Source organism: Streptomyces sp. NPDC050448 (genome assembly GCF_040655295.1).
In the GTDB taxonomy this organism is placed as follows: domain Bacteria; phylum Actinomycetota; class Actinomycetes; order Streptomycetales; family Streptomycetaceae; genus Streptomyces.
In genome coordinates this window covers 235,242-253,377 of sequence record NZ_JBFAJR010000007.1, presented here as the reverse complement: position 1 = coordinate 253,377, position 18,136 = coordinate 235,242, and the positions used below count along the sequence as shown (strand labels likewise).

Annotated in this window: 18 protein-coding genes; 9 read left to right on the top strand and 9 right to left on the bottom strand. The window is 74.9% G+C overall.

The window, feature by feature from the left end; all coding sequences use genetic code 11:
- Positions 1-69: 69 nt before the first annotated feature.
- From AB0I68_RS12265 to AB0I68_RS12255, 3 genes are all read right to left on the bottom strand, one after another.
- Entirely contained in the window at positions 70-3,222 is a 3,153-nt protein-coding gene (locus AB0I68_RS12265) for a poly(A) polymerase (RefSeq protein WP_363177156.1), read from the bottom strand.
- Positions 3,222-5,000, bottom strand: a complete 1,779-nt coding sequence (locus AB0I68_RS12260) for an RNA ligase family protein (RefSeq protein ID WP_363177184.1) — start codon at positions 4,998-5,000, stop codon at positions 3,222-3,224. The genes AB0I68_RS12265 and AB0I68_RS12260 overlap by 1 nt, the downstream gene beginning before the upstream one ends.
- 87 nt (positions 5,001-5,087) lie before the next feature.
- The gene (locus AB0I68_RS12255; protein WP_363177155.1) at positions 5,088-5,714 is read right to left on the bottom strand and encodes a TIGR03086 family metal-binding protein; all 627 of its coding nucleotides are present in this window, start codon (positions 5,712-5,714) and stop codon (positions 5,088-5,090) included.
- 97 nt (positions 5,715-5,811) lie between these two features.
- Here AB0I68_RS12255 and AB0I68_RS12250 point away from each other — a divergent pair, with 97 nt between their 5' ends.
- Positions 5,812-6,774, top strand: coding sequence for a WYL domain-containing protein (locus AB0I68_RS12250; RefSeq protein WP_363177154.1), 963 nt, complete (start codon positions 5,812-5,814; stop codon positions 6,772-6,774).
- On the opposite strand, the gene AB0I68_RS12245 is transcribed toward AB0I68_RS12250, so the two are convergent.
- Complete coding sequence (locus AB0I68_RS12245) at positions 6,768-7,418, bottom strand: NAD(P)H-binding protein (RefSeq protein WP_363177153.1); 651 nt, start codon at positions 7,416-7,418, stop codon at positions 6,768-6,770. The two genes, AB0I68_RS12250 and AB0I68_RS12245, sit on opposite strands and share 7 nt — an antisense overlap.
- Before the next feature lie 276 nt (positions 7,419-7,694).
- On the opposite strand from AB0I68_RS12245, the gene AB0I68_RS12240 reads away from it, so the two are divergent.
- Positions 7,695-8,060 (top strand): hypothetical protein, encoded by a 366-nt coding sequence (locus tag AB0I68_RS12240; RefSeq protein ID WP_363177152.1) that lies wholly within the window; start codon positions 7,695-7,697, stop codon positions 8,058-8,060.
- Between the two features lie 57 nt (positions 8,061-8,117).
- Here AB0I68_RS12240 and AB0I68_RS12235 read toward each other — a convergent pair whose 3' ends face one another.
- Positions 8,118-8,582, bottom strand: coding sequence for a hypothetical protein (locus tag AB0I68_RS12235; protein ID WP_363177151.1), 465 nt, complete (start codon positions 8,580-8,582; stop codon positions 8,118-8,120).
- Between the two features lie 708 nt (positions 8,583-9,290).
- Between AB0I68_RS12235 and AB0I68_RS12230 the strand changes: the two genes are divergently transcribed.
- From AB0I68_RS12230 to AB0I68_RS12210, 5 genes are all read left to right on the top strand, one after another.
- Complete coding sequence (locus tag AB0I68_RS12230) at positions 9,291-9,506, top strand: hypothetical protein (RefSeq protein ID WP_363177150.1); 216 nt, start codon at positions 9,291-9,293, stop codon at positions 9,504-9,506.
- 251 nt (positions 9,507-9,757) lie between these two features.
- Positions 9,758-10,288, top strand: coding sequence for an SRPBCC family protein (locus tag AB0I68_RS12225; RefSeq protein WP_363177149.1), 531 nt, complete (start codon positions 9,758-9,760; stop codon positions 10,286-10,288).
- 194 nt (positions 10,289-10,482) lie between these two features.
- Complete coding sequence (locus tag AB0I68_RS12220; protein WP_363177148.1) at positions 10,483-11,154, top strand: GNAT family N-acetyltransferase; 672 nt, start codon at positions 10,483-10,485, stop codon at positions 11,152-11,154.
- 49 nt (positions 11,155-11,203) lie between these two features.
- A complete protein-coding gene (locus AB0I68_RS12215; RefSeq protein ID WP_363177147.1) occupies positions 11,204-11,728 on the top strand; it encodes a hypothetical protein in 525 nt (174 codons plus the stop codon).
- A 575-nt stretch (positions 11,729-12,303) separates the two neighbouring features.
- Complete coding sequence (locus tag AB0I68_RS12210; RefSeq protein WP_363177183.1) at positions 12,304-13,179, top strand: class I SAM-dependent methyltransferase; 876 nt, start codon at positions 12,304-12,306, stop codon at positions 13,177-13,179.
- A gap of 78 nt (positions 13,180-13,257) precedes the next feature.
- On the opposite strand, the gene AB0I68_RS12205 is transcribed toward AB0I68_RS12210, so the two are convergent.
- Together AB0I68_RS12205 and AB0I68_RS12200 are read right to left on the bottom strand one after the other, a co-directional pair.
- Positions 13,258-14,634, bottom strand: coding sequence for a DEAD/DEAH box helicase (locus tag AB0I68_RS12205; protein WP_363177182.1), 1,377 nt, complete (start codon positions 14,632-14,634; stop codon positions 13,258-13,260).
- Positions 14,635-14,805: 171 nt separating this feature from the next.
- Positions 14,806-15,300 (bottom strand): MarR family transcriptional regulator, encoded by a 495-nt coding sequence (locus AB0I68_RS12200; protein WP_363177146.1) that lies wholly within the window; start codon positions 15,298-15,300, stop codon positions 14,806-14,808.
- A gap of 522 nt (positions 15,301-15,822) precedes the next feature.
- Between AB0I68_RS12200 and AB0I68_RS12195 the strand changes: the two genes are divergently transcribed.
- Entirely contained in the window at positions 15,823-16,026 is a 204-nt protein-coding gene (locus tag AB0I68_RS12195; RefSeq protein WP_363177145.1) for a cold-shock protein, read from the top strand.
- A 66-nt stretch (positions 16,027-16,092) separates the two neighbouring features.
- Here AB0I68_RS12195 and AB0I68_RS12190 read toward each other — a convergent pair whose 3' ends face one another.
- Both AB0I68_RS12190 and AB0I68_RS12185 read right to left on the bottom strand, forming a co-directional pair.
- Positions 16,093-16,671 (bottom strand): TetR/AcrR family transcriptional regulator, encoded by a 579-nt coding sequence (locus AB0I68_RS12190; RefSeq protein ID WP_363177144.1) that lies wholly within the window; start codon positions 16,669-16,671, stop codon positions 16,093-16,095.
- A complete protein-coding gene (locus AB0I68_RS12185) occupies positions 16,668-17,021 on the bottom strand; it encodes a DUF1304 domain-containing protein (RefSeq protein ID WP_363177143.1) in 354 nt (117 codons plus the stop codon). Before AB0I68_RS12185 ends, AB0I68_RS12190 begins: the two co-directional genes overlap by 4 nt.
- 108 nt (positions 17,022-17,129) lie before the next feature.
- Here AB0I68_RS12185 and AB0I68_RS12180 point away from each other — a divergent pair, with 108 nt between their 5' ends.
- Positions 17,130-18,128, top strand: a complete 999-nt coding sequence (locus AB0I68_RS12180) for a BtrH N-terminal domain-containing protein (protein ID WP_363177142.1) — start codon at positions 17,130-17,132, stop codon at positions 18,126-18,128.
- The last annotated feature ends 8 nt before the right edge of the window (positions 18,129-18,136 follow it).

Here is an 18,136-nt window from a genome sequence, read left to right as displayed (position 1 = left end):
ACCGCCGGGGGCAGGGCAGCCAGTCCCCGGCCGGGCCGGGGATGGACCCCCCGCCGGGGAGGGGGGTGGTCACCCGAGCGGGGGAACCGCCCCGCATTCCGCCCAGGCGACCTCGACGCCCGGGAGGTCGGCGGACCAGCGGCCCGCGAGTGCGGCGAGACCCGCCGCATCCGGCGGGTTCGCGCCGAGCCCGATCGCGTACCGCGCCGAGACGGGGGAGACCGCGAAGGGACGCGGCCAGGCGTGCGCGTCCCGGACACCGGCCTCCGCCAGCGCGCCGAGCAGGGCGCGCATCCGGCCCCGCGCCCGGCCCAGGTACTCCTCGAACTCCCGGGGCGCCTCGGCCCGTACGGTCACCACCGCCCACGCCGCGTGCCGGCGGTGCAGCGGCGGGGCGGCGAGGGCCCGGGCGAATCCCTCGGCGGGGGCAGTGGCAGCGGTGTCGGCCTCGGCCTCCAGGAGTTCCCACGTCCGGTACAGCTCCCGGCCCAGCAGGTCGCGCAGCCCCGGGCCGACCTGGGCCGTGCAGCTGCGGACCGGTGCGGAGGGGGTGAGGACCGTGACGGGGTCCGGGTCCGGGTCCGGGTCCGGGGCCGGGGCCGGGTCCGGGGCCGGGTCCGGGGCCGGGGCCGGGGCCGCGTGCGGCTCCGGAGCGGAGGGCGTCAGGCCGATCGGGTCGCGCCAGTCCCAGGCCGCCCACGTTCCGAAGAACTCCCGGATCAGGGCCGCGGGGGACGGGTCGGCGGCCTCGCGGACCGTACGCGCCGCCAGTACCGCCCAGGCCAGCCCCGGCAGTCCGCCGAACGGCGCCGAGTCCAGCCCCCGGGCCCGGGCCCACGCCTTCACCTCCCGGGCCAGCCGGACGAACGCCGCATGCCGTGCGGGGCCCGCGAAGTCCCTCACCGCATCGGCATCGCTCACCGCGCTCAGCGCGATCGCGGCCGCTTCGCCGAGCTCCGCCCGCCGTTCCACCGCCTGTACCGGGTCCACCGCGCCCGTGGCGACGACCACCAGGTCCACATCCAGTCCGGCCGCATGCAGCCGCAGTCCCGGCACCCGTGCGCCCGTCACCTCCCGCATCCGCTCGGCCTCCGGGAGCGCTGCCGCGACGCGCTCCCGCACCTCCGCGATCCCGGCCGTGCCCGGCAGGGCCGCGACCAGGTCGAGGTCCGCCCCGGGCCCGGCGCAGCCCACGCGGCGGGATCCGGCGAGGTGCACCACACCGTCGCCGAGTGCCTGGGCGATCCGGGCTGTGACGGCCCCGGCCCTGGCCTCGGTCTCATACGTCGCCGCCGCCGCCCGTCCCGCCTCTGGTCCCGCCGCCGGTCCCGGCCCGAGTCCCAGTTCCGGCCCCGGTGCCGCCTCTTGCCCCGGCCCCTGCCCCGGTCCCGCCTCCGGTCCCGGTCCCGCCTCCGGTCCCAGTCCCAGTCCCGGCCCCTGCCCCTGCCCCGGTCCCGCCTCCGGTTCCGGTACCCACCGCCAGGTGCCGGTGCCGAGTTCCACCGTCGCCCGCACCTGCATCGGCCCGTCCCCGCGCCGCGACAGCACCGCGAGCTCCCCGACCCGGGCCGACGTCCCCGTCCCGGCCTCTGTTCCGGTCCCCGTCCCGGTCCCCGTCCCGGTCCCCGTTCCGGATCCGCCGAGCCGCGCGGCGAACTCCGCCGGCGCCCGCTGCGGATCCCGGCTGCGCCCCAGCGTCAGGTGCGGGGTGAAGCCGTCGCGCCCACGGCATCCCGGGAAGCGCTCGGCCAGCCCCCGCCGCAGCTGCTGCCACGGCGCGTCGCCGGCCGCAGCCGGGTCCAGCCACACCGTGGCGTCCTCCCGGTGCCCGAAGCTGTGCACCCCGGCCAGCCGGGCCGTGAACGGCGCCGTCTGCGCGGCCGCTTCCGCCAGCAGCGGCAGCGCCTCCTCGAACGAGGACTCCGGTACGAAGCCGAACAGCAGGTTCACGTGCGCCGGCCAGCGGCGGACCGCCGGGTCGTGCTCCCGGCGCAGCTCCTCGACCGCCGGATCGTGCGGCGGCAGCCATGCCACCGCCGTGCGCGCGGTCGCCGGTACGTCGAGCACCGCGCGCCCGTCGCCCCGCTCTGCGAAGTCCACCACCGCCTCCACCCCGAAGTGGTCGGAGATGAACAGCCCCTCCGGACCAGGAGTGCTGCCCCGCAGGACGGCCCCGCGCACCCGCGCTCCCGCCGAGCGCAGCAGGACCCGGTCCAGCCGGGCGGCCCGCCCCGACAGCGAGCCCACCGCGGCCAGCGGATTGGCCACCGGATCGAAGGTCGGCGTGGCGTCCTGCGCCCCGTGCACCTCGCTCCAGGTGTCCCGCATGTCGAGTGCGGCCGCGGGCCCCTGCGGTCCGGAGCGGCCGTCGTTGAAGTCGCCGAGGAGTACCGCATCCGCCTCGATTCCGCTCAAACCCTCGGCGATCCGGGCCAGTTCGATGCTCCGCCGCCCGGCGCCGTTCTCCGTGTGGTCGCTCGTCAGGTGGACGCAGGCCACGACGAGAGGGCCGTTCACCGTGTCGACCGTCACCGCGGCGACCGCCTTGTGCGGCCCCAGCAGGTGCAGCCCCGCCTCCCGTACGGGCAGCCGGCTCAGCACCAGCAGCCCGCCGGCGGCGACGTCCTTGCCGCGCGGATCGGTGCCCACCGTGTACCCGGCCCGCACCCACGGCTCCTCCAGCAGCATGCCGAGCAGCGCGGGTTCGACCTCCTGGAGGGCGATCACGTCGGCGTCGGCGGCTGCCAGGTCGGCCAGCAGCATCGGCCTGCGCCGGGCGGTGTCGATGCGCGGGGCGTCGTACCGGTCCCACAGGGTGTTCCAGGTCAGCAGCCGCACCTGCTGCGGGCCCGGGGCGGAGCCCGGTGACGCGGGCCCGCCGACCGGGACCTCGGCCGGCCGCCAGGCACCGCCGCCCGCCGGGTCCCACGCGTACGGGGTCCGGGCGGTGAAGAACGGGGCCCGCAGCAGCCGCGGTTCGCGGATCCGCCCGGCCTGCGTGGCGTCGATCCGGTCCACGCCGCTCGCCCGGTCCCACACGAGCTCGCCGTCCGCCTCGACGAACAGCACCCGGTGCCAGGGGATGTCGCCGCCGGGCACGAAGGAGTGCAGCGGGATCCGCTTCGGCGGCGCCCCGCGCTGGTGGAGCCCGAACACGAACCGCGCCGGATCGAACCGGGGGTCCCAGCGGACCTGGTGGTAGAGCTCCTCACTGGTACGCATCAGCCGTCCTCACCCACGCCCGCCGCTGCCACGCCGGTCGCCGTCCCCGCCACGGCTCCGATGGTTCCCGCCGTGTCCTCCACGGTGCCGCCCGCTCCGATGTACCAGGTGCGGTGCGCCGCCCCGTGTCCGGGATACGGCGGGCTGAACCGGTGGAGCTGGGTCGTCAGCACCTGTGGCGGCACGGGGTGGGGGCGGACGGCGTTGCGCCGCACCAGCTCCGCCTCCTCGATCAGCACCACGGCCTGGGTGACCAGCGCGTCGCGGCGCTGCGCGACGGCGCCGGCCAGGCTCCGCTGCCGCTCGGTGAGGGAGGTGGCGTCCCACACCACCGTGCCGCCGGCGGCCAGCGCGGCGTCCAGCCGGTCCAGGCCCTCGCGCAGCACGTCCGCATTGGCCCGCTGGTCGGCGCGGGAACCCCGGGCGGTGCGCAGATCGTCAAGACTGATGTACGCGGCCACACCCGGCAGGCTCCGGGCGTACGTGCTCTTCCCGCTGCCCGAGGGCCCGCACAGCTGCACCAGCCGCGGGAAGCCTCCGTCGCGCCACCGCCAGGTCGCGGCCACCGCCTCCTCGGCGGTGGAGATCCCGCCCCGCCCGAACGCCTCCCGGGCCTCCGCCCAGCACCGGTCCGCAGCGTCGGCGCCGAGACCCCCGAAGGCCTCCCGCAGCCCGGCGCGCAGCGGACCCAGCGGATCGGAGCCGAGCAGCCCCGCCTCCTCGGCGTACAGCGCGGACCACTCCACGCACTCCCGTGCCTCGGCGTCCTCCGCGGCCGCCGCCCCGGCGAGCGCGTGCAGCACCCCGAGATCGGCGGCGACGGCCATCCGGACCAGCCCGGCCCGCCGCCCCTCGTCCGGGAACGGCCGCTGCAGATGCGGGTACAGCCCGACCAGGTCGGCGACCCGCCGCGCGAGCGGCATCCCGAGCGGCCCCGCCGCCAGCCGCGCCCCGATCCGGGCCCGCGGCGCGCGGTGCAGTACGGCGGCCAGTACGCCGGCCAGCCGGGCCTCCCCGGTGCGGCCCGGCGCGTCGAGCCGGCCCGCCACCTCGGCGACGACCGGCTCGACTCCGCCGCCGGGTGCGGGATCCAGGCCGAGGGCGGCCGCCAGCTCCGCCGCATCGGGCTCGGAGCCCGCACGCACCGCCCACAGCGGGGCCTGCGGTCCGAGCCCGTTCGGCACCACCTGTGCGTACATCCAGTGCGTGTCGGTCTGCACATGGCCGCCGCGCACCCACTTGGCGACGGACCGCCCGAAGTCCGCACGCGTGAAGCCGGCCACCGTCCGTACGACGTAGCCCTCCTGCCGCGCGGTGTCGAGGCGCAGCTTGCGCAGCGCGCGCTCGTCGAAGACGCCCCGCCAGAGCACGCGCGGGGCGGGCACCCCGAGGCCGTGCAGGAAGCTCACGGTCCGGTCCCAGTCCAGGCAGTGCTCGCCGTCCCACACCGAGAACCCGTAGAACCAGCTGTCCAGGTCCTCGTAGGGGAGCGAGTGGCGGGCGTACAGGTTCTCCCCGCACACCCGCCACCCGGCCGGTATGCCGGCGCCGATCCGGCTCTGGAGGCCCTTGACCCAGGCCCGCGAGGGGTGATGGCCCGAGTCGAGCGAGCGCGCGTGCAGGCCGTCCGCGTAGAGGGTGGTGTTCTCCCCGTCGAGCTTCTCGGTGACCACGACCTCGCGCCCGGCCAGCCCCGCGAGTCCGGCGGCGCGCACATCGTCCGCCGCCGCCCCGGGGGACCAGGGCAGATGCGGTGTACGGGGGTAGTGGGTGCGCATGACCGGCTCCTGCTCGACGACGTGGTGCATCGTCACTCTAGGTATCCGGAGCGTGGGCATCCACCCAATAACGCCCGCGCGGGTCCCTCAGGGCCGGCGCCCGGCCCAGGCCACCAGCCGGTCGATGGCCGGGGCGTCGGCGGCCACGGCCACGACCTCGCCGAACGGGATCCGCCCGCCGCGGGCCTCGGCCGGCAGCGCGCGGCGCAGGACGGCGATCACCCGTTCGATCAGGGCCGGGTCCCAGTCCGGGTCCTGCCCGGTCGCGATGGCCAGGTCCCAGGTGTGCACGGTGAGTTCGTGGGTGTAGACGGCGGCGGCGGCCGCGCCCGGCAGGACGCCCATCGGCAGGCGCAGCTGCCGGCCGAGGACGGCCGGGTCCGCCCATACCTCCGCCACCTCGCGGGCGCCCGGCTCCCAGGCCGCCGCCCATGCGCCGTCGGCGAGCTCGTCGGCGAAGGACGGGACGCTGAAGGGGTCCTCGCCGCGCCCGATCACCGAGATCCGGCGGACGACGGCGACGAGGTGGCTGGACAGCCGCCGGACGTCGAACTCGTCACAGGGGGTCGGGGCGTCGTACTGGTCGGGCCGGACGGCGGCGAGGGTACGGCCCGCCAGCTCGACGGCCGCGGCGAGGTCCAGGCGCGGATCGAAGGGGGCGGCGGTGTCGGTGGGGGCGGAGGGGGTCTGGGTGAGCTGCGTGGTCTCGGTCATGACTCCATCCTGGAAGCTAAACTGGCCACCTTCTGGCCAGTTTTCCGAAGAGGATGAACGCAACGGCGACGACGCCGCGACGGAGGGAAGAAGGAGCATGAGAGCCGACCGGCTGGTGGCGACCCTGCTGTTCCTCCAGGAGCGCGGCCGCGTCACCGTCCCCGAGGTGGCCGCCGAACTGGAGGTGTCCGAACGCACCGCCCGCCGCGATCTGGAGGCCCTGGCCGCGTCCGGCATCCCCGTCTACTCGCAGCGGGGCCGCGGCGGCGGCTGGTCCCTCGTCGGCGGGGCCCGGACCAACCTCACCGGACTGACCGCCGATGAGATCCGGGCGCTCTTCCTCGTCACCGGGCCGCTGACGGCCACCCCCGAACTGCGCACCACCCTGCGCAAGTTGGTCCGGGCCCTGCCGTCCACCCTGCGCGCGGAAGCCGAGGCCGCCACCCGCGCCAAAGTCGTCGACGCCACGGACTGGTCCCGCAACGCCGTCACGGCCGATGCCGCCCACCGCTCCGCCCTCCAGGGCGCCGTCGTGGACGGGATCCGCGTCCGCCTCGGGTACGCGGGCGTCGGCAAACCGCCCGGCGAGCGCGTGGTCGACCCCCTCGGGCTCGTCGCCAAGGCGGGGGTCGACTACCTGGTCGCCGGTACGGACAAGGGCCTGCGCACCTTCCGGCTGAGCCGGGTCGTCTCCGTGGAGCCGACCGGCGAACCCGTGGTCCGGCCCCCCGGCTTCGACCTGGCCACGGCCTGGCGCGCGCTCGCCGGAGCCTTCCAGGACGGCATATACGCGGTGACCGCCCGCGCCCGCGTCCACCCCGACACGCTGGCCCTGCTGCAACGGCTTCTCGGCGGCCGGGTGCGCGTCGGCGGTCCGTTGCCCGACGGCTGGACCGAGGTCTGGGTCGACGGCCCGGCCCCCAAGGCCCTGGCCGCCCACCTGTCCGGGCTGGGGGCGGGAGTCGAGGTCCTGGAGCCGCCGGAGGTACGGCAGTGGCTGGCCCGGATCGGCGCCGAACTCACGGCGATGTACGCCGGGGACGCGCCGCCCCGTCAGTAGCCGATGGTGAACCGCTTGCCCGGATGCGCGTCGCGCTCGATCTCGTCGACCAGGGCCACGGCGTAGTCCTCGGCCGAGATGTGGCTGCGGCCGTCCTCGTCCACGACCAGGTCGTCGAGGGCCAGCCGGTACGTGCCCGTGCGCGCGCCCGGCCCGATCTGCGCGGCGGGGCTCAGGCAGCTCCAGCGCACCTCCTCCACGGGCACGGTGCGCAGGAAGTCCAGCGCCTCCCCGTGGGCGTGCATGACGGCGCGGACCGGCTCCGGGACGCCCGCCGCATCCCAGACCAGCGGGCCTCCCGGGGTACGCAGCGAGCCCGCCCCGCCCACGGTGATCACACGGGGCCGCGGGGTGTCCGGGTCGAGCGTGCAGACGCCGCCGATCAGGGACTTGGCGGCGGTGACGACCACGCCCGGGTCCCCGGACCCGGGGCCGATCGCGCTGACGATCACATCGCGCCCGGCGGCCACCTCGGCGACGGAGTGCGGGTCGAGGACATCGCCGCGCACCACCTCGGCCTCGGAATCCGTGAGCTTCGCGGGGTCGCGTACGACCGCAGTGACCTGGTGGCCGCGCCCGAGCGCTTCGCGCAGTACGAGGGCTCCGATGGTGCCGGTCGCGCCGAACAGGGCGATCTTCGCCATGGCGACTCCCTGGGGGTGGAGGCGGTACGGGCCTCCGGTCGGACCCGCGCCGCCCATCCAAGCGAACCCGCCCGCCCGCACCCGGCAGCCGGGCCGGGGCCACTCGGATGATCCGGGCCGGCCGGCCCCCGCCTGTCGCCGACGCCGGCGCTGTCGGCGGCCGCGGCCGCGCTGCTCGGCCTGGTCTGTATCGTCGGCAACCAGTTCGAGCCCTCGCTGCAGGATCGCCGCCCCCGCCCCAACGAAGGGGTCCGCCGCACGGTCCGCTTCTCCCTGGTGCACGGGCTCGCCGGGCTGACGGTGGGCGCCCTCGGCCTGATCGTGCTGATCGGCCTGGCCGTGCCCGGCCACGACCTGCGCCGGGCCGGCTTCGTGGCCGCCCTGCTGGGCATCCTGTTCGCCGTGGTGCGGGGCTTCCGGTTCGGGGGCCTGGCGGTCCTGCGGCACTGGACGATCCGGGCGATCCTGGCGTACCGGGGGCGCACCCCCTACCGGTACCGGCGGTTCCTGCACACCGCGGAGGGACGGGTCCTGCTCTTCCGTACGGACAGCGGTTTCTTCTTCCCGCACCGGCTGCTCCAACTACACCCTGGACACGCCCGTCGAGCGACTGCTGCCCCGCGTCACGCCCGGCCGGGGTGAGGTTCGGATTCCCGGATCTCCTGGCGTGATCACGCTGCTGAGTCCAGGAGACAGAGCCTAGTGGCAGAGCGCGACGATCCACGGGGAGACCGTGCCTTTGGCCGCCTCGCACAGGGGCGCCATGTCGTACGTACGCGGCGGCGCGGGCCGGGGTTCCGGCTCTACGGGCGGCCGCTTGCGGGGCTTGGGCGCCGGGGCGGGGTGCGCGGGGTGAGCCGGTCTGGCGGGTGCGCCGTCGCCGGTCCGGCGCGGCGGCCGGTTCTCCTCGGGCCGCACGGCGGGCGGCGCGGGAGGCTCCGGCTCCGCCACGGACGCCGGTGGGGCCGACGGGGGCTCCGACACCGGCAGCCGGCCCAACGGCAGGGCCTCGACCGCCGCTTCCCGGGCCGCCGTCCGGTCCACCGCCGGAGCCGGGCGGGCCGGCTCCGCGGGCCCGGGCGGCCGCACGGTCACACACCCGGCGGTCAGCGCCAGCGCGGCGAGGATCAAGGGCAGGGGCAGGGCCGCCCGGCGCGACTGCATCCCCCCACCCTGCCGTACGGGAGCCGGTGGAACCTACGCACCGTCACACGCACGAGTGACGGCAGGGCTTGGGCCCTGGCCACCGGGCGCCCGTGCGCAGCCGGCCGGAGCAGGTGTTCCAGCGGCCCCCAGCGGAGCGGGCTGTCCGCCCGGGACCGCTGCCAGGCCCGGGCCGCCGTCAGCGCCACGCCCGCGACGGCCGGGCGCGCTGCACCGCCGGGCGGTGGCGGCCGTGTTCGCCGTGCCCGTGTCCGTACGGGAAGCGCCTCGCACGGCTCTGTCCCTCCTCGGTGCGGGTCCGGCGACGTGGTCGGACCGGCGGTTTTCATGCCGCCAGTCCGCGACGCGAACGTACCAAGGAAGGTGTAACAAGGTAATAAGGAGGTATGGGGGCGGCAAAGCGGTGGTCAGCGACCGAGCCTGCGTGGCCGGCGTAACCCGCAGGCCGCGCGGGCTGTTGCACAGGAGAGGGTCCATCCACGGTGAACGGAGTTCCGATGTCCCCGCTGACCGACGAGGCCGTGAGCGACGCGGGCGTGACCTACGAACGTGTGACCGACGGGGGCGTGACCTACGAGGGTGGCAGCGGGCCGAGCACATGGATGACCCCGCAGGAGTACGGGGCTTCGCGGGCCGCGCTCTGGACCGGCGCCGTCGTGCTCGTCACCGACACCGACGGCCGGGTCCTCGTCCAGAGCGTCGACTACCGTGCCGACCGGCTGCTGCCCGGGGGCGCGGTGGACGCTGCCGGGGGTGGAGCGGGCGCTGGCCTTCACCCCCGCGGAGCGGGCCCGCGTCGCCGACCGGGACTGGCTGGACTACGGCGCACGCGACGAACACGTCATCGACGGACCCCTCCGCGTCTGGCGGACCGCCGCCGCGGCGGGACGCGGGCTCTGCACGGTCGCCCTGCACGTCCACTGACCGCCCCGGCGAGGGGATCCGGCGTCAGGTGGTCAGGAGTACGTCCATCCGGCATCACCGAAGCCGAGCCGGCGGTTCATCGCGATCGCCCGGGTGTTCTCCGGATGGTGGACGGTGCGGATCACCGCCACCCCCGCAGGAGCGGGCTGATCCGACGCCGAGCACCTTCACGGCGAGCGCGACGCCCTGCCTGCGGTGGGTCGCCCGAACAAATCCGGCGTCCGCGGGTCCCGGTCCCGCAGCATGGGGGGATGAGCGACAGTGAGATCACCTACACCCTCTACGTCCAGGCCGATCCCGCCCGGGTCTGGCAGGCCCTCACCGAGCCAGCCTTCACCCGGAGGTACTGGGGTCTGAGCTTCGAGACCGACTGGGCGGTGGGATCGACGATGGACTGGGTGGAGCGCGGGGCCCGGACCAGTGATCCCGAGCAGGTGGTCCTCGACTGCGTCCCGCACCGCCGGCTCTCGTACACCTGGCACACCTTCACCCCGCAGTGGGCGGCCTCGGCCGGGGTCTCCGAGGAGCTGCTGGCCGAGTTGGCGCAGGAGCGGCGTACGAAGGTGACGTACGAGATCGAGCCCGTCGGGGACACGCTCGCACGGCTGACCATCCTCCACGAGGGCTTCGAACCCGGCGGCACCCTGATCGGCCTGTGCGCCCGGTCCTGGCCCATGCTTGCCTCGAGCCTCAAGACCCTGCTGGAGACCGGGGCTCCGCTGCCCGAACCGGGACGCGACTCGGCCCAGGGGCACGGCGGGTACGAGGCCTACGGCGGCTGAGCCGGGGTGACCGGGCGGCCGGGGCCGACGCTCGTCCGTCCGTCCCTCTGCCCGCCTCCGCCAAGCTCGCCCGAACAGCCTTGCGCCGCACCTGAGATCATGTGCAACGACCACGGAACCGGGAGCGTTGGCATGGACCTCGAACACCACCGCGTCGTCATCACGTCCTTCTGCTTCGCGCAGGCCTGACGGACATGGGCCACACCCTCGCAGCGATCCTGGAAGCAGCGGCCGGCGGGCGGTTCCCGCCGCCCGACGGCGGTACGACCGTGGTGCCGCAGCCGAGCCCGCGCGACGCGGGCGTCATCGCGTTCACCGCGCACTCCGTGGTGTTCACCGACGAGGACCCGCGCTGGGTGCACTCCGCCCTCGACGCCCTCGACTGCGACGGCCTGGCGGCCACCATGAACCCGCGCTTCCTCGCCGCCCTGCTGGAGCGCACCGGCCGCACCACCGACACCATCGACCTGCTCACCGTCGCCGCCCCGCTGCCCGGCGACCCGCCGCTGGAGCTGCGCGCGATCGCCGATCCCGACCACCCCCGGGTGCGCCGGGCCCTGGGCCGCCGCGACGACGTACGGGTCTGGGCGGCCGACGGGGGAGTGCTCGTCCTCGGCCGCGGCGTGGCCGGGCGCTGGGAGACGGCGATCGAGGTGGACGAGGCCGTCCGCCACCGGGGCCTCGGCCGGGACCTGGCCCGCGCCGCCCGCCACCTCGTCCCCGGCGGCGGACCGGTGTGGTCCCAGCAGGCCGCGGGCAACGCCCGCAGCATCCGCGCCTTCCAGGCCGCCGGGTTCCGGCCGGTCGGCTCGGAGGCCCTGCTGCTGCCGCCCCCACCGCACGCGCAGCCGCCGAACGCGGGCTGAGGCACCCCTGCGCGCCGGTCGTTCACCGCCGTCGTGTGGAATGGGCGCCATGGGGAGCAGCGAGAACCAGATACGCCAGGGGGGCAGCCCGGCGCACCGCACCGAGGCCACGACCACCGCGCCCGACCACTGGCGCTACGCCCGCCACCTCGAGGCCCTGGCCGCCGCGGCCGGTACGGCGGTCGTGGCCGAGGCGGACACCGTGGCCGCAGTGCTGCGCGACAGCGACCCGGTGATGGCCGAGAGCGCGGTGGTCACCCACCTCGACCGCCGCGCCGCCCACCTGCTGCCCGACGCACGGTTCCCCGGCTGGGCCCGCGCCATGGACACCGCGATCGGCGCCCGCGCCTTCCCGGCCCGCCGGCTGCGCGAGTGGACGCTGCTCAAGGCGATCAGCGACGGTGAGCCGTGGTCGGCGACCGAGCTCACTGCCGCCTCCGACTGGTGCCAGCGCACCGCCGCCCAGTCGCTGTCCTCGTACGAGGCCCTCGACCTGCTCGCCGCCAGGGCCCGTACCCGCCGCGTGCGCAACGCCGCCGCCCAGCGGCTGAACCGCCGGAACATCCCGGGCTGAGGCCGCAGGCCCGCCCGGTCGCGGTCCTGCGAGAGGGCCGCCGGCCTCCGGGCCCATGCCGGACGGCTCGTGGGCGGCAGCTCTGTCATCACGGGCACGGGCCGACCCCAGCCGGCCAGAGCGATGAGCCTCACGGCAGCCTTCGTCCCCACTCGGGTCAGGGCCTCTGCCGTCCGCCGGGTCACCGCCGTGTCCAGGGAGTCCAGCAGCAGACCCACCAACGCATCCGCCGCCTCAGGAACATCGGCGAAGCAAGCGAGGTCACGCCCGGCACGGACACGTTGCGCCCACGAGGGAGACGAAGCCCCGGCCAAGGCCGCCTGCAATCCACTCATCACGGCACCGGCTTCCGGGCATCGGTGGGAAGAAAGGGTCAATCGGGAGTAAGAGGGGAAAACGGCGGCAGCGGTTGCGCCCGCTCTGCGCCGGAGTCTCGTCACACGGCTGTTCGGGGGTTTAAAGTCGGCCTACCTGGCCGGGTATCAAGCGTTGATCCGATGCCGTTTCACTGGAGGCTGCTCTCCGTGTCGCACGTTTCCCAAGCTCCCGTCACCACCCCCGACGGCGAGCCGGCCATGCCCGCTCCCACCGCATACAGTCAGGTCAAGGGTTGGTTCTCGGGCTATGACCAGGTGCTCTTCGACTGGTTCCTGACACGCCGGAACGGCGAAGAGGAAAAGCCGGGCGACCTTCTCGAGCTCGGCGCATTCATGGGGAAGAGCGCGATCTTCCTCGGGGGGTACCTGAGGGAGGGCGAGGAGTTCACCGTCTGTGACCTCTTCGACTCGCCCGCGCCGGACGACTCCAATCTCGCCGAGATGCAGGATTCGTACCCCACGCTCACCCGCCGCGGGTTCGAGACGAACTACCTGGCCTTCCGCGAGGCGCTCCCCACGATCATCCAGGCACCGACCTTCGTGCTCGCCGACCGGGTGCGCCCGGCGAGCTGCCGGTTCGTGCACATCGACGCCTCGCACCTGTACGAGCACGTCGTCCAGGACATCGCGTCCTCGCGCGTCGTGGCTGCCCCGGGAGCGGTGGTCGTCTTCGACGACTACCGCTCCGCACACTGCCCCGGTGTCGCAGCCGCCGTCTGGGGCGCGGTGGCCACCGGCGAGCTGCACCTGATCTGCGTGTCGGCGTCGAAGCTGTACGCGACCTGGGACGACCCGGCGCCCTACCAGTCGGAGCTGCTCAGCTGGCTGGAGGGCCGCAAGGACCTGTGGCACGGAGTGGACATCGTGGCCGGTCAGTCGCTGGTCCGGATCGGTGACGAGGGGGCCGTCCCGCCGGCGGCCCCGAAGCCGCTGCGGCCGGCGCCGGAACCCGTCGTGGCGCCGCACCAGCCCGGGCCCCGCCCGCTGGCCGGCACCGCGTGGCGCAAGCTGGCCAAGGACCTGCTCCCGCCGGTCGTCACCCGCGCGATCGTGGCCCGGCGCCGCCGCCGCTGACCGGCCGCTCTGCCCGCGTCCACGTGCACGTACGGTGCCGGTCCCCGCATCCGGGGGCCGGCACCGGCACGTCGGGTCTCAGCCGCCCTTGCGGACGCGGGCCGCGCGGCGTGCCTCGGCGAGCTGCCGGGCCTCCGCGGTCTTGCGGGACTCCTTGCCCGCCCCCGGACGGCCCGGGCGGGTGCCCATCCCGCGGAAGCCGAGGTCCGAGCCCGAGGGCCGGCCCTTCGCGTCGGTCGGCTCGGCGCCCGCCAGCGGCACCCCGGACGGGGGCTTGGCCCCGGTGATCCGGCTGAGCGTGGCCTCGCCGGAGCGGACCTGGGTGGTGGTCGGCCGGATCCGGGCGTCGGACATCAGCCGGACCATGTCCCGGCGCTGGTTCGGGGTGACCAGGGTGACGACCTTGCCGGACTCGCCCGCGCGGGCGGTACGGCCGCCGCGGTGCAGGTAGTCCTTGTGGTCGGCCGGCGGGTCCACGTTCACGACGAGGTCGAGGTCGTCGATGTGGATGCCGCGCGCGGCGACGTTCGTCGCGACGAGGACCGTGACGGCACCGTTCTTGAACTGGGCCAGCGTCCGCGTGCGCTGCGGCTGCGACTTGCCGCTGTGCAGCCCTTCCGCCCGTACGCCCATGGCCCGCAGGTGCTTCACGAACTGGTCCACACCGTGCTTGGTGTCCAGGAACATCAGCACCCGGCCCTCGCGCGCCGCGATCTCGGTGGCCGTGGAGTACTTGTCGGCGGAGTGGATGTGCAGCACGTGGTGGTCCATCGTGCTCACCGAGGCCGCCGACGGGTCGACGGAGTGGGAGACCGGGTCCTTCAGGTAGCTCCGCACGAGCTGGTCCACATTGCGGTCCAGGGTGGCAGAGAACAGCATCCGCTGCCCGGCGTGGTGCACCTGGTCCAGGATCTCGGTGACCTGCGGCATGAAGCCCATGTCGCACATCTGGTCGGCCTCGTCGAGGACCGTGATCTTCACCCGCTCCAGGTGGACGTCGCGCCGCCCGACCAGGTCGCTCAGGCGCCCGGGAGTGGCCACCACGACCTCGGCGCCGGTGCGCAGCGCGCTCACCTGCCTGCCGATCGACAGTCCGCCGACCACCGTGGCCATCCGCAGGTCCAGGGCCTGCGCGTACGGTGTCAGCGCCTCGGTCACCTGCTGCGCCAGCTCGCGCGTCGGTACGAGGACCAGGGCCAGCGGGCGCTTCGGGTCGGCCTTGCGGCCCGCGGTGCGCGCCAGCAGGGCCAGGCCGAAGGCCAGGGTCTTGCCGGAGCCGGTCCGCCCGCGGCCGAGGATGTCTCGGCCGGCCAGGGAGTTGGGGAGCGTGGCCGCCTGGATGGGGAACGGCTGCGTCACCCCCAGGTCGGTCATCGTCTTCACCAGCTCACGGGGCAGGTCGAGCTCGGAGAACGCCTCCACCGGCGGCAGCGCCGGCTCGATCGTCCTGGGCATCGCGAACTCGCCCTGCAGGGGGGCGGTCCGGGGAGCCTTGCCGCCCGACTTCGCACCGCCCTTGGGGCCTGCCTTGGCTCCGGCCTTGATGCCGAAACGCCCGTGAGCTGACGGGTTCTTCATGCAGAACCTTTCGTGAGACGCGAAAAGAGAAATTTTACCATCGGGGGGCTACGGCGCCACGGGGCCGAGCTGTCCGGCCCGCACCTCGGCGAGATGGGCGGTCATCTCGGCCGTCGCCCGCGCGAACCAGTCGGCGATGACGGCGACCTCGTCCGGGGTGTACTCGGCGAACACCGCGCCGAGCCGGGCGTAGAAGGGCTCGTAGACGGCGAAGACCCGGGCGGCGGCCGCCGCGTCCGCCACCACGCGCACCCGGCGCCGGTCCGCGGGATCCGGCTGCCGGCGGGCGTATCCGGCCCGCTCCAGGCGGTTGAGCACCCCGGTCACGGCTCCGGTGGTCAGGTTCGTCAGCTCGGCGAGGTCGCCGGCGCCCAGCGGGGTGTCCCCGGCTCCCAGGATGTGGCCCAGGCAGGTCAGGTCGGTGACGTTGAGCCCCAGCAGCTGCGCCATTTCCTGCTGACCGACGATGCCCAGCGCGACGTACCGGTCCATGTGCGACAGCGCCTCCGCGGCGGTGGCCGCGGGGCGGGACGTGCCCTGCACGCAGATACTCCTTGGTGTCTAAGTGGCTTAGCTAGCGAGATGCTTATCTTGCTCACTAAGGCATCTCGCCTTGGAGCCTACCGCCACCCGTCCTTCCCGGGAGAATCATGAGTGCGCACGGAGACGTCGACCTCGGCCACGCCGTCGCCGGCTGGAGCGGCACCGCCCCGGCCCTGCCGGGCTGCACCGGAGCCGGCCTCGCCGTGTGCGAGGCCTGGGCTCCCGGCATCTGGCTCGGCCTCGTCGCCGTGGCCGGACTCGTCACCTGGGCCCTGCACCCCGCCGGCTGGGGCAAGCCCAGCGGCCCCGTCCCCGTGCCGACTGGGACTGGCGCACCCGGGACGCCGTCGCCCGGACCGGGCACGCGCACGGCCTGGGCTGCCGGGTCAGCAGGGCGGTCAAAAGTTCGAAGTGCCCCCGGTTGGCCGCGCCTGGGGTGTGGTGTGCGGGACGGGCGGGCAGGATGGAGACGGCTGCACCCCACGTGCGGCCCGCGTGGAACGTTGAGAAGGATCAGTACTGATGGCAACAGGCATCGTGAAGTGGTTCAACTCGGAGAAGGGGTTCGGCTTCATCCAGCAGGACGACGGCGGCCCTGACGTGTTCGTGCACTTCTCCGCCATCCAGACCACCGGCTTCAAGGAGCTGGCGGAAGGCCAGAAGGTCGAGTACGACGTCACTCAGGGCCCCAAGGGTCCGCAGGCGGAGCGGGTGGTCGGCATCTGACGCCACTTCACGAGCCCAGCCCGTGAACACGAGCCCCGCCGGTCGGTCCGGCGGGGCTCATGGCTGTCACGGCGCGGGCCGGGAGCCCGCACGGTGCAGGGCCAGCAGCAGCGGCCACAGGTGGTCCGCCAGCTCCGCCGGGGAGCCCGGGACGCTGTCGTGCAGCCAGTCGGCGAGGATCCCGGTGAAGGTGGCGGCCACCGCCGAGGCGACCAGGTCGGCATGCGGGGCGCCGGCCGCCGTGCGTTCGGCGCGGGCACGGGCACGCAGTTCCCGGTGGAGGCGCTCGCCGAGCGGGCCGCCCCCACCCGGCAGGAGCAGGGTGCGGTAGAGGGCCGCGTGCGCGGCGGCGTCGGCGAGGAAGCCGGCCAGCGCCGCCGGGGGCCGGACCGGGGCCCGCGCCCCGGGAGCCGTCTGCCAGGCGTGCAGGGCGTCGACCGCCGCGTGCACCACGTCGGCGCACGCGTCGACGGCCAGCGCCGGGAGGTCCTCGTAGTGCAGGTAGAACGTGGCGCGGCCGACCCCGGCCCGGCGGACCACCGCCGAAACGCTGACCTCGCCGAGCGGCCGGTCCGCGCACTCGGCGAGGAGGCTCTCGCGCAGCCTGGCCTTGGTACGGGCGGTCCGCGGGTCCTCGGGGCTCACCGGGCCAGCAGCGCCGCGCCCAGGGCGAGCGCGCCGGGCAGGGCCTGGGCGATCAGGATGCGGCGATTGGCGGTCGCGGCCCCGTACACCCCGGCGACGATCACGCAGACGAGGAAGAAGATCTGCGTGGCGAGCGAGTCGATGACGAGCGACCAGACCAGGCCGGCGGCCAGGAAGCCGTTGTAGAGGCCCTGGTTGGCGGCGAGCGGTGCGGTGCGGCGGGCGAGCTCCTCGTCGAACCCCGACAGGGCCCGGCCGGGCGGCCGCTGCCACAGGAACATCTCCAGGACCAGGAAGTACACGTGCAGCGCGGCGACGACACCTATGAGGACCTGAGCGACCGTGTGCACGGCCACCTCCACTTCGCGGGGCTGTTGGGCCAGGCGGGCAACTTCCTGGACAACTGTACAGGAAGTCGGATGGGCGGTCACCCGATCGCGCGCGGCTACGCTGGCCGCATGACCCCGCTCGTCTACAAGGACTTCGGCACCGGCCGCCACCGCGAGAGCTCGCTCATCCGCCACGCCCTCGGGAGCGTGCACGACGAGGTGCTGGTCGCGGGCCTCGCGGGCGGGATCGGCTTCATGTACTTCGTCTTCGAGTACGCGGGCCGGCCGCCGATGCCGACGATCGTCGCGCAGGCCCACCCCCACCCCTGGGTGCAGACGGCTCTGGGCCGGCTGAACGTCCCGTACGAGGCCACGCGCAGCGCCAAACCCCGCTGGAGGCGGGTGTGCGCCGCCCTGGACGAGGGGCGTCCGGTGTTCTGCACGGTCGACCGGTCCAGGCTGCCCTGGCACCAGGGGGTCCCGGAGATGGCCGGCGCGGATCCCTACACCGTGGTCGTGGCGGGCTACGAAGGCGCCGAGGGCGAGACCCTGTACGTCGAGGACGGGGCCGAGGTCCCGTACCGGATCGGCCGGGAGGAGTTCGGCGCCGCCTGGACCGGGCACCGCAAGGGCCACCACCAGATGGTGGTGCCCACCGGGCCGGCCACTGCCGAGCCGGACCTCGACGAGGCGGTCGCCACCACCGCGGCGCGACTCACCGGGCCGGTGCTCGGCAACCAGTTCGACGTCAACTTCGGCTTCTCCGGCATGGCGAAGCTCGCCGCACAGCTGCGCGACACCGGCACCACGACGGGCTGGGAGCGCCGGTTCGCCGGCCCCGAGGCCTTCCGTGTGGGCACCGGTCGGCTGTACGCCTGCCTGGAGGAGGAGTGGACCGCCCCCGGCGCCACCCGGCCGCTGTACGCCGACTTCCTCGACCTCGCCGGGCGGCCGGAGGCGGCCTCGCTCCTGCGGGACTCCGCCCGGCACTGGTCGGGGCTGGCGGCGATGGCCCGTACGGCCGACCCGGACTCCGACGCCGGCCGGCGCCGGGCCCTGTTCGACGCATGCGCCGAACAGGTGGACCGCTCGCTGGCCCTGGAGCGCCGGGCCGTCGCCCTGCTCTGAGCCGTACG

Coding starts and splice junctions, on each gene's coding strand:
- AB0I68_RS12180 (WP_363177142.1), top strand. CDS start 17,130: ATGACCCCGCTCGTCTACAAGGACTTCGGCACCGGCCGCCACCGCGAG.
- AB0I68_RS12245 (WP_363177153.1), bottom strand. CDS start 7,418: ATGGCGAAGATCGCCCTGTTCGGCGCGACCGGCACCATCGGAGCCCTC.
- AB0I68_RS12265 (WP_363177156.1), bottom strand. CDS start 3,222: ATGCGTACCAGTGAGGAGCTCTACCACCAGGTCCGCTGGGACCCCCGG.
- AB0I68_RS12220 (WP_363177148.1), top strand. CDS start 10,483: ATGGGCCACACCCTCGCAGCGATCCTGGAAGCAGCGGCCGGCGGGCGG.
- AB0I68_RS12195 (WP_363177145.1), top strand. CDS start 15,823: ATGGCAACAGGCATCGTGAAGTGGTTCAACTCGGAGAAGGGGTTCGGC.
- AB0I68_RS12205 (WP_363177182.1), bottom strand. CDS start 14,634: ATGCCCAGGACGATCGAGCCGGCGCTGCCGCCGGTGGAGGCGTTCTCC.
- AB0I68_RS12255 (WP_363177155.1), bottom strand. CDS start 5,714: ATGACCGAGACCACGCAGCTCACCCAGACCCCCTCCGCCCCCACCGAC.
- AB0I68_RS12235 (WP_363177151.1), bottom strand. CDS start 8,582: ATGCAGTCGCGCCGGGCGGCCCTGCCCCTGCCCTTGATCCTCGCCGCG.
- AB0I68_RS12225 (WP_363177149.1), top strand. CDS start 9,758: ATGAGCGACAGTGAGATCACCTACACCCTCTACGTCCAGGCCGATCCC.
- AB0I68_RS12250 (WP_363177154.1), top strand. CDS start 5,812: ATGAGAGCCGACCGGCTGGTGGCGACCCTGCTGTTCCTCCAGGAGCGC.
- AB0I68_RS12260 (WP_363177184.1), bottom strand. CDS start 5,000: ATGCGCACCCACTACCCCCGTACACCGCATCTGCCCTGGTCCCCCGGG.
- AB0I68_RS12215 (WP_363177147.1), top strand. CDS start 11,204: ATGGGGAGCAGCGAGAACCAGATACGCCAGGGGGGCAGCCCGGCGCAC.
- AB0I68_RS12210 (WP_363177183.1), top strand. CDS start 12,304: ATGCCCGCTCCCACCGCATACAGTCAGGTCAAGGGTTGGTTCTCGGGC.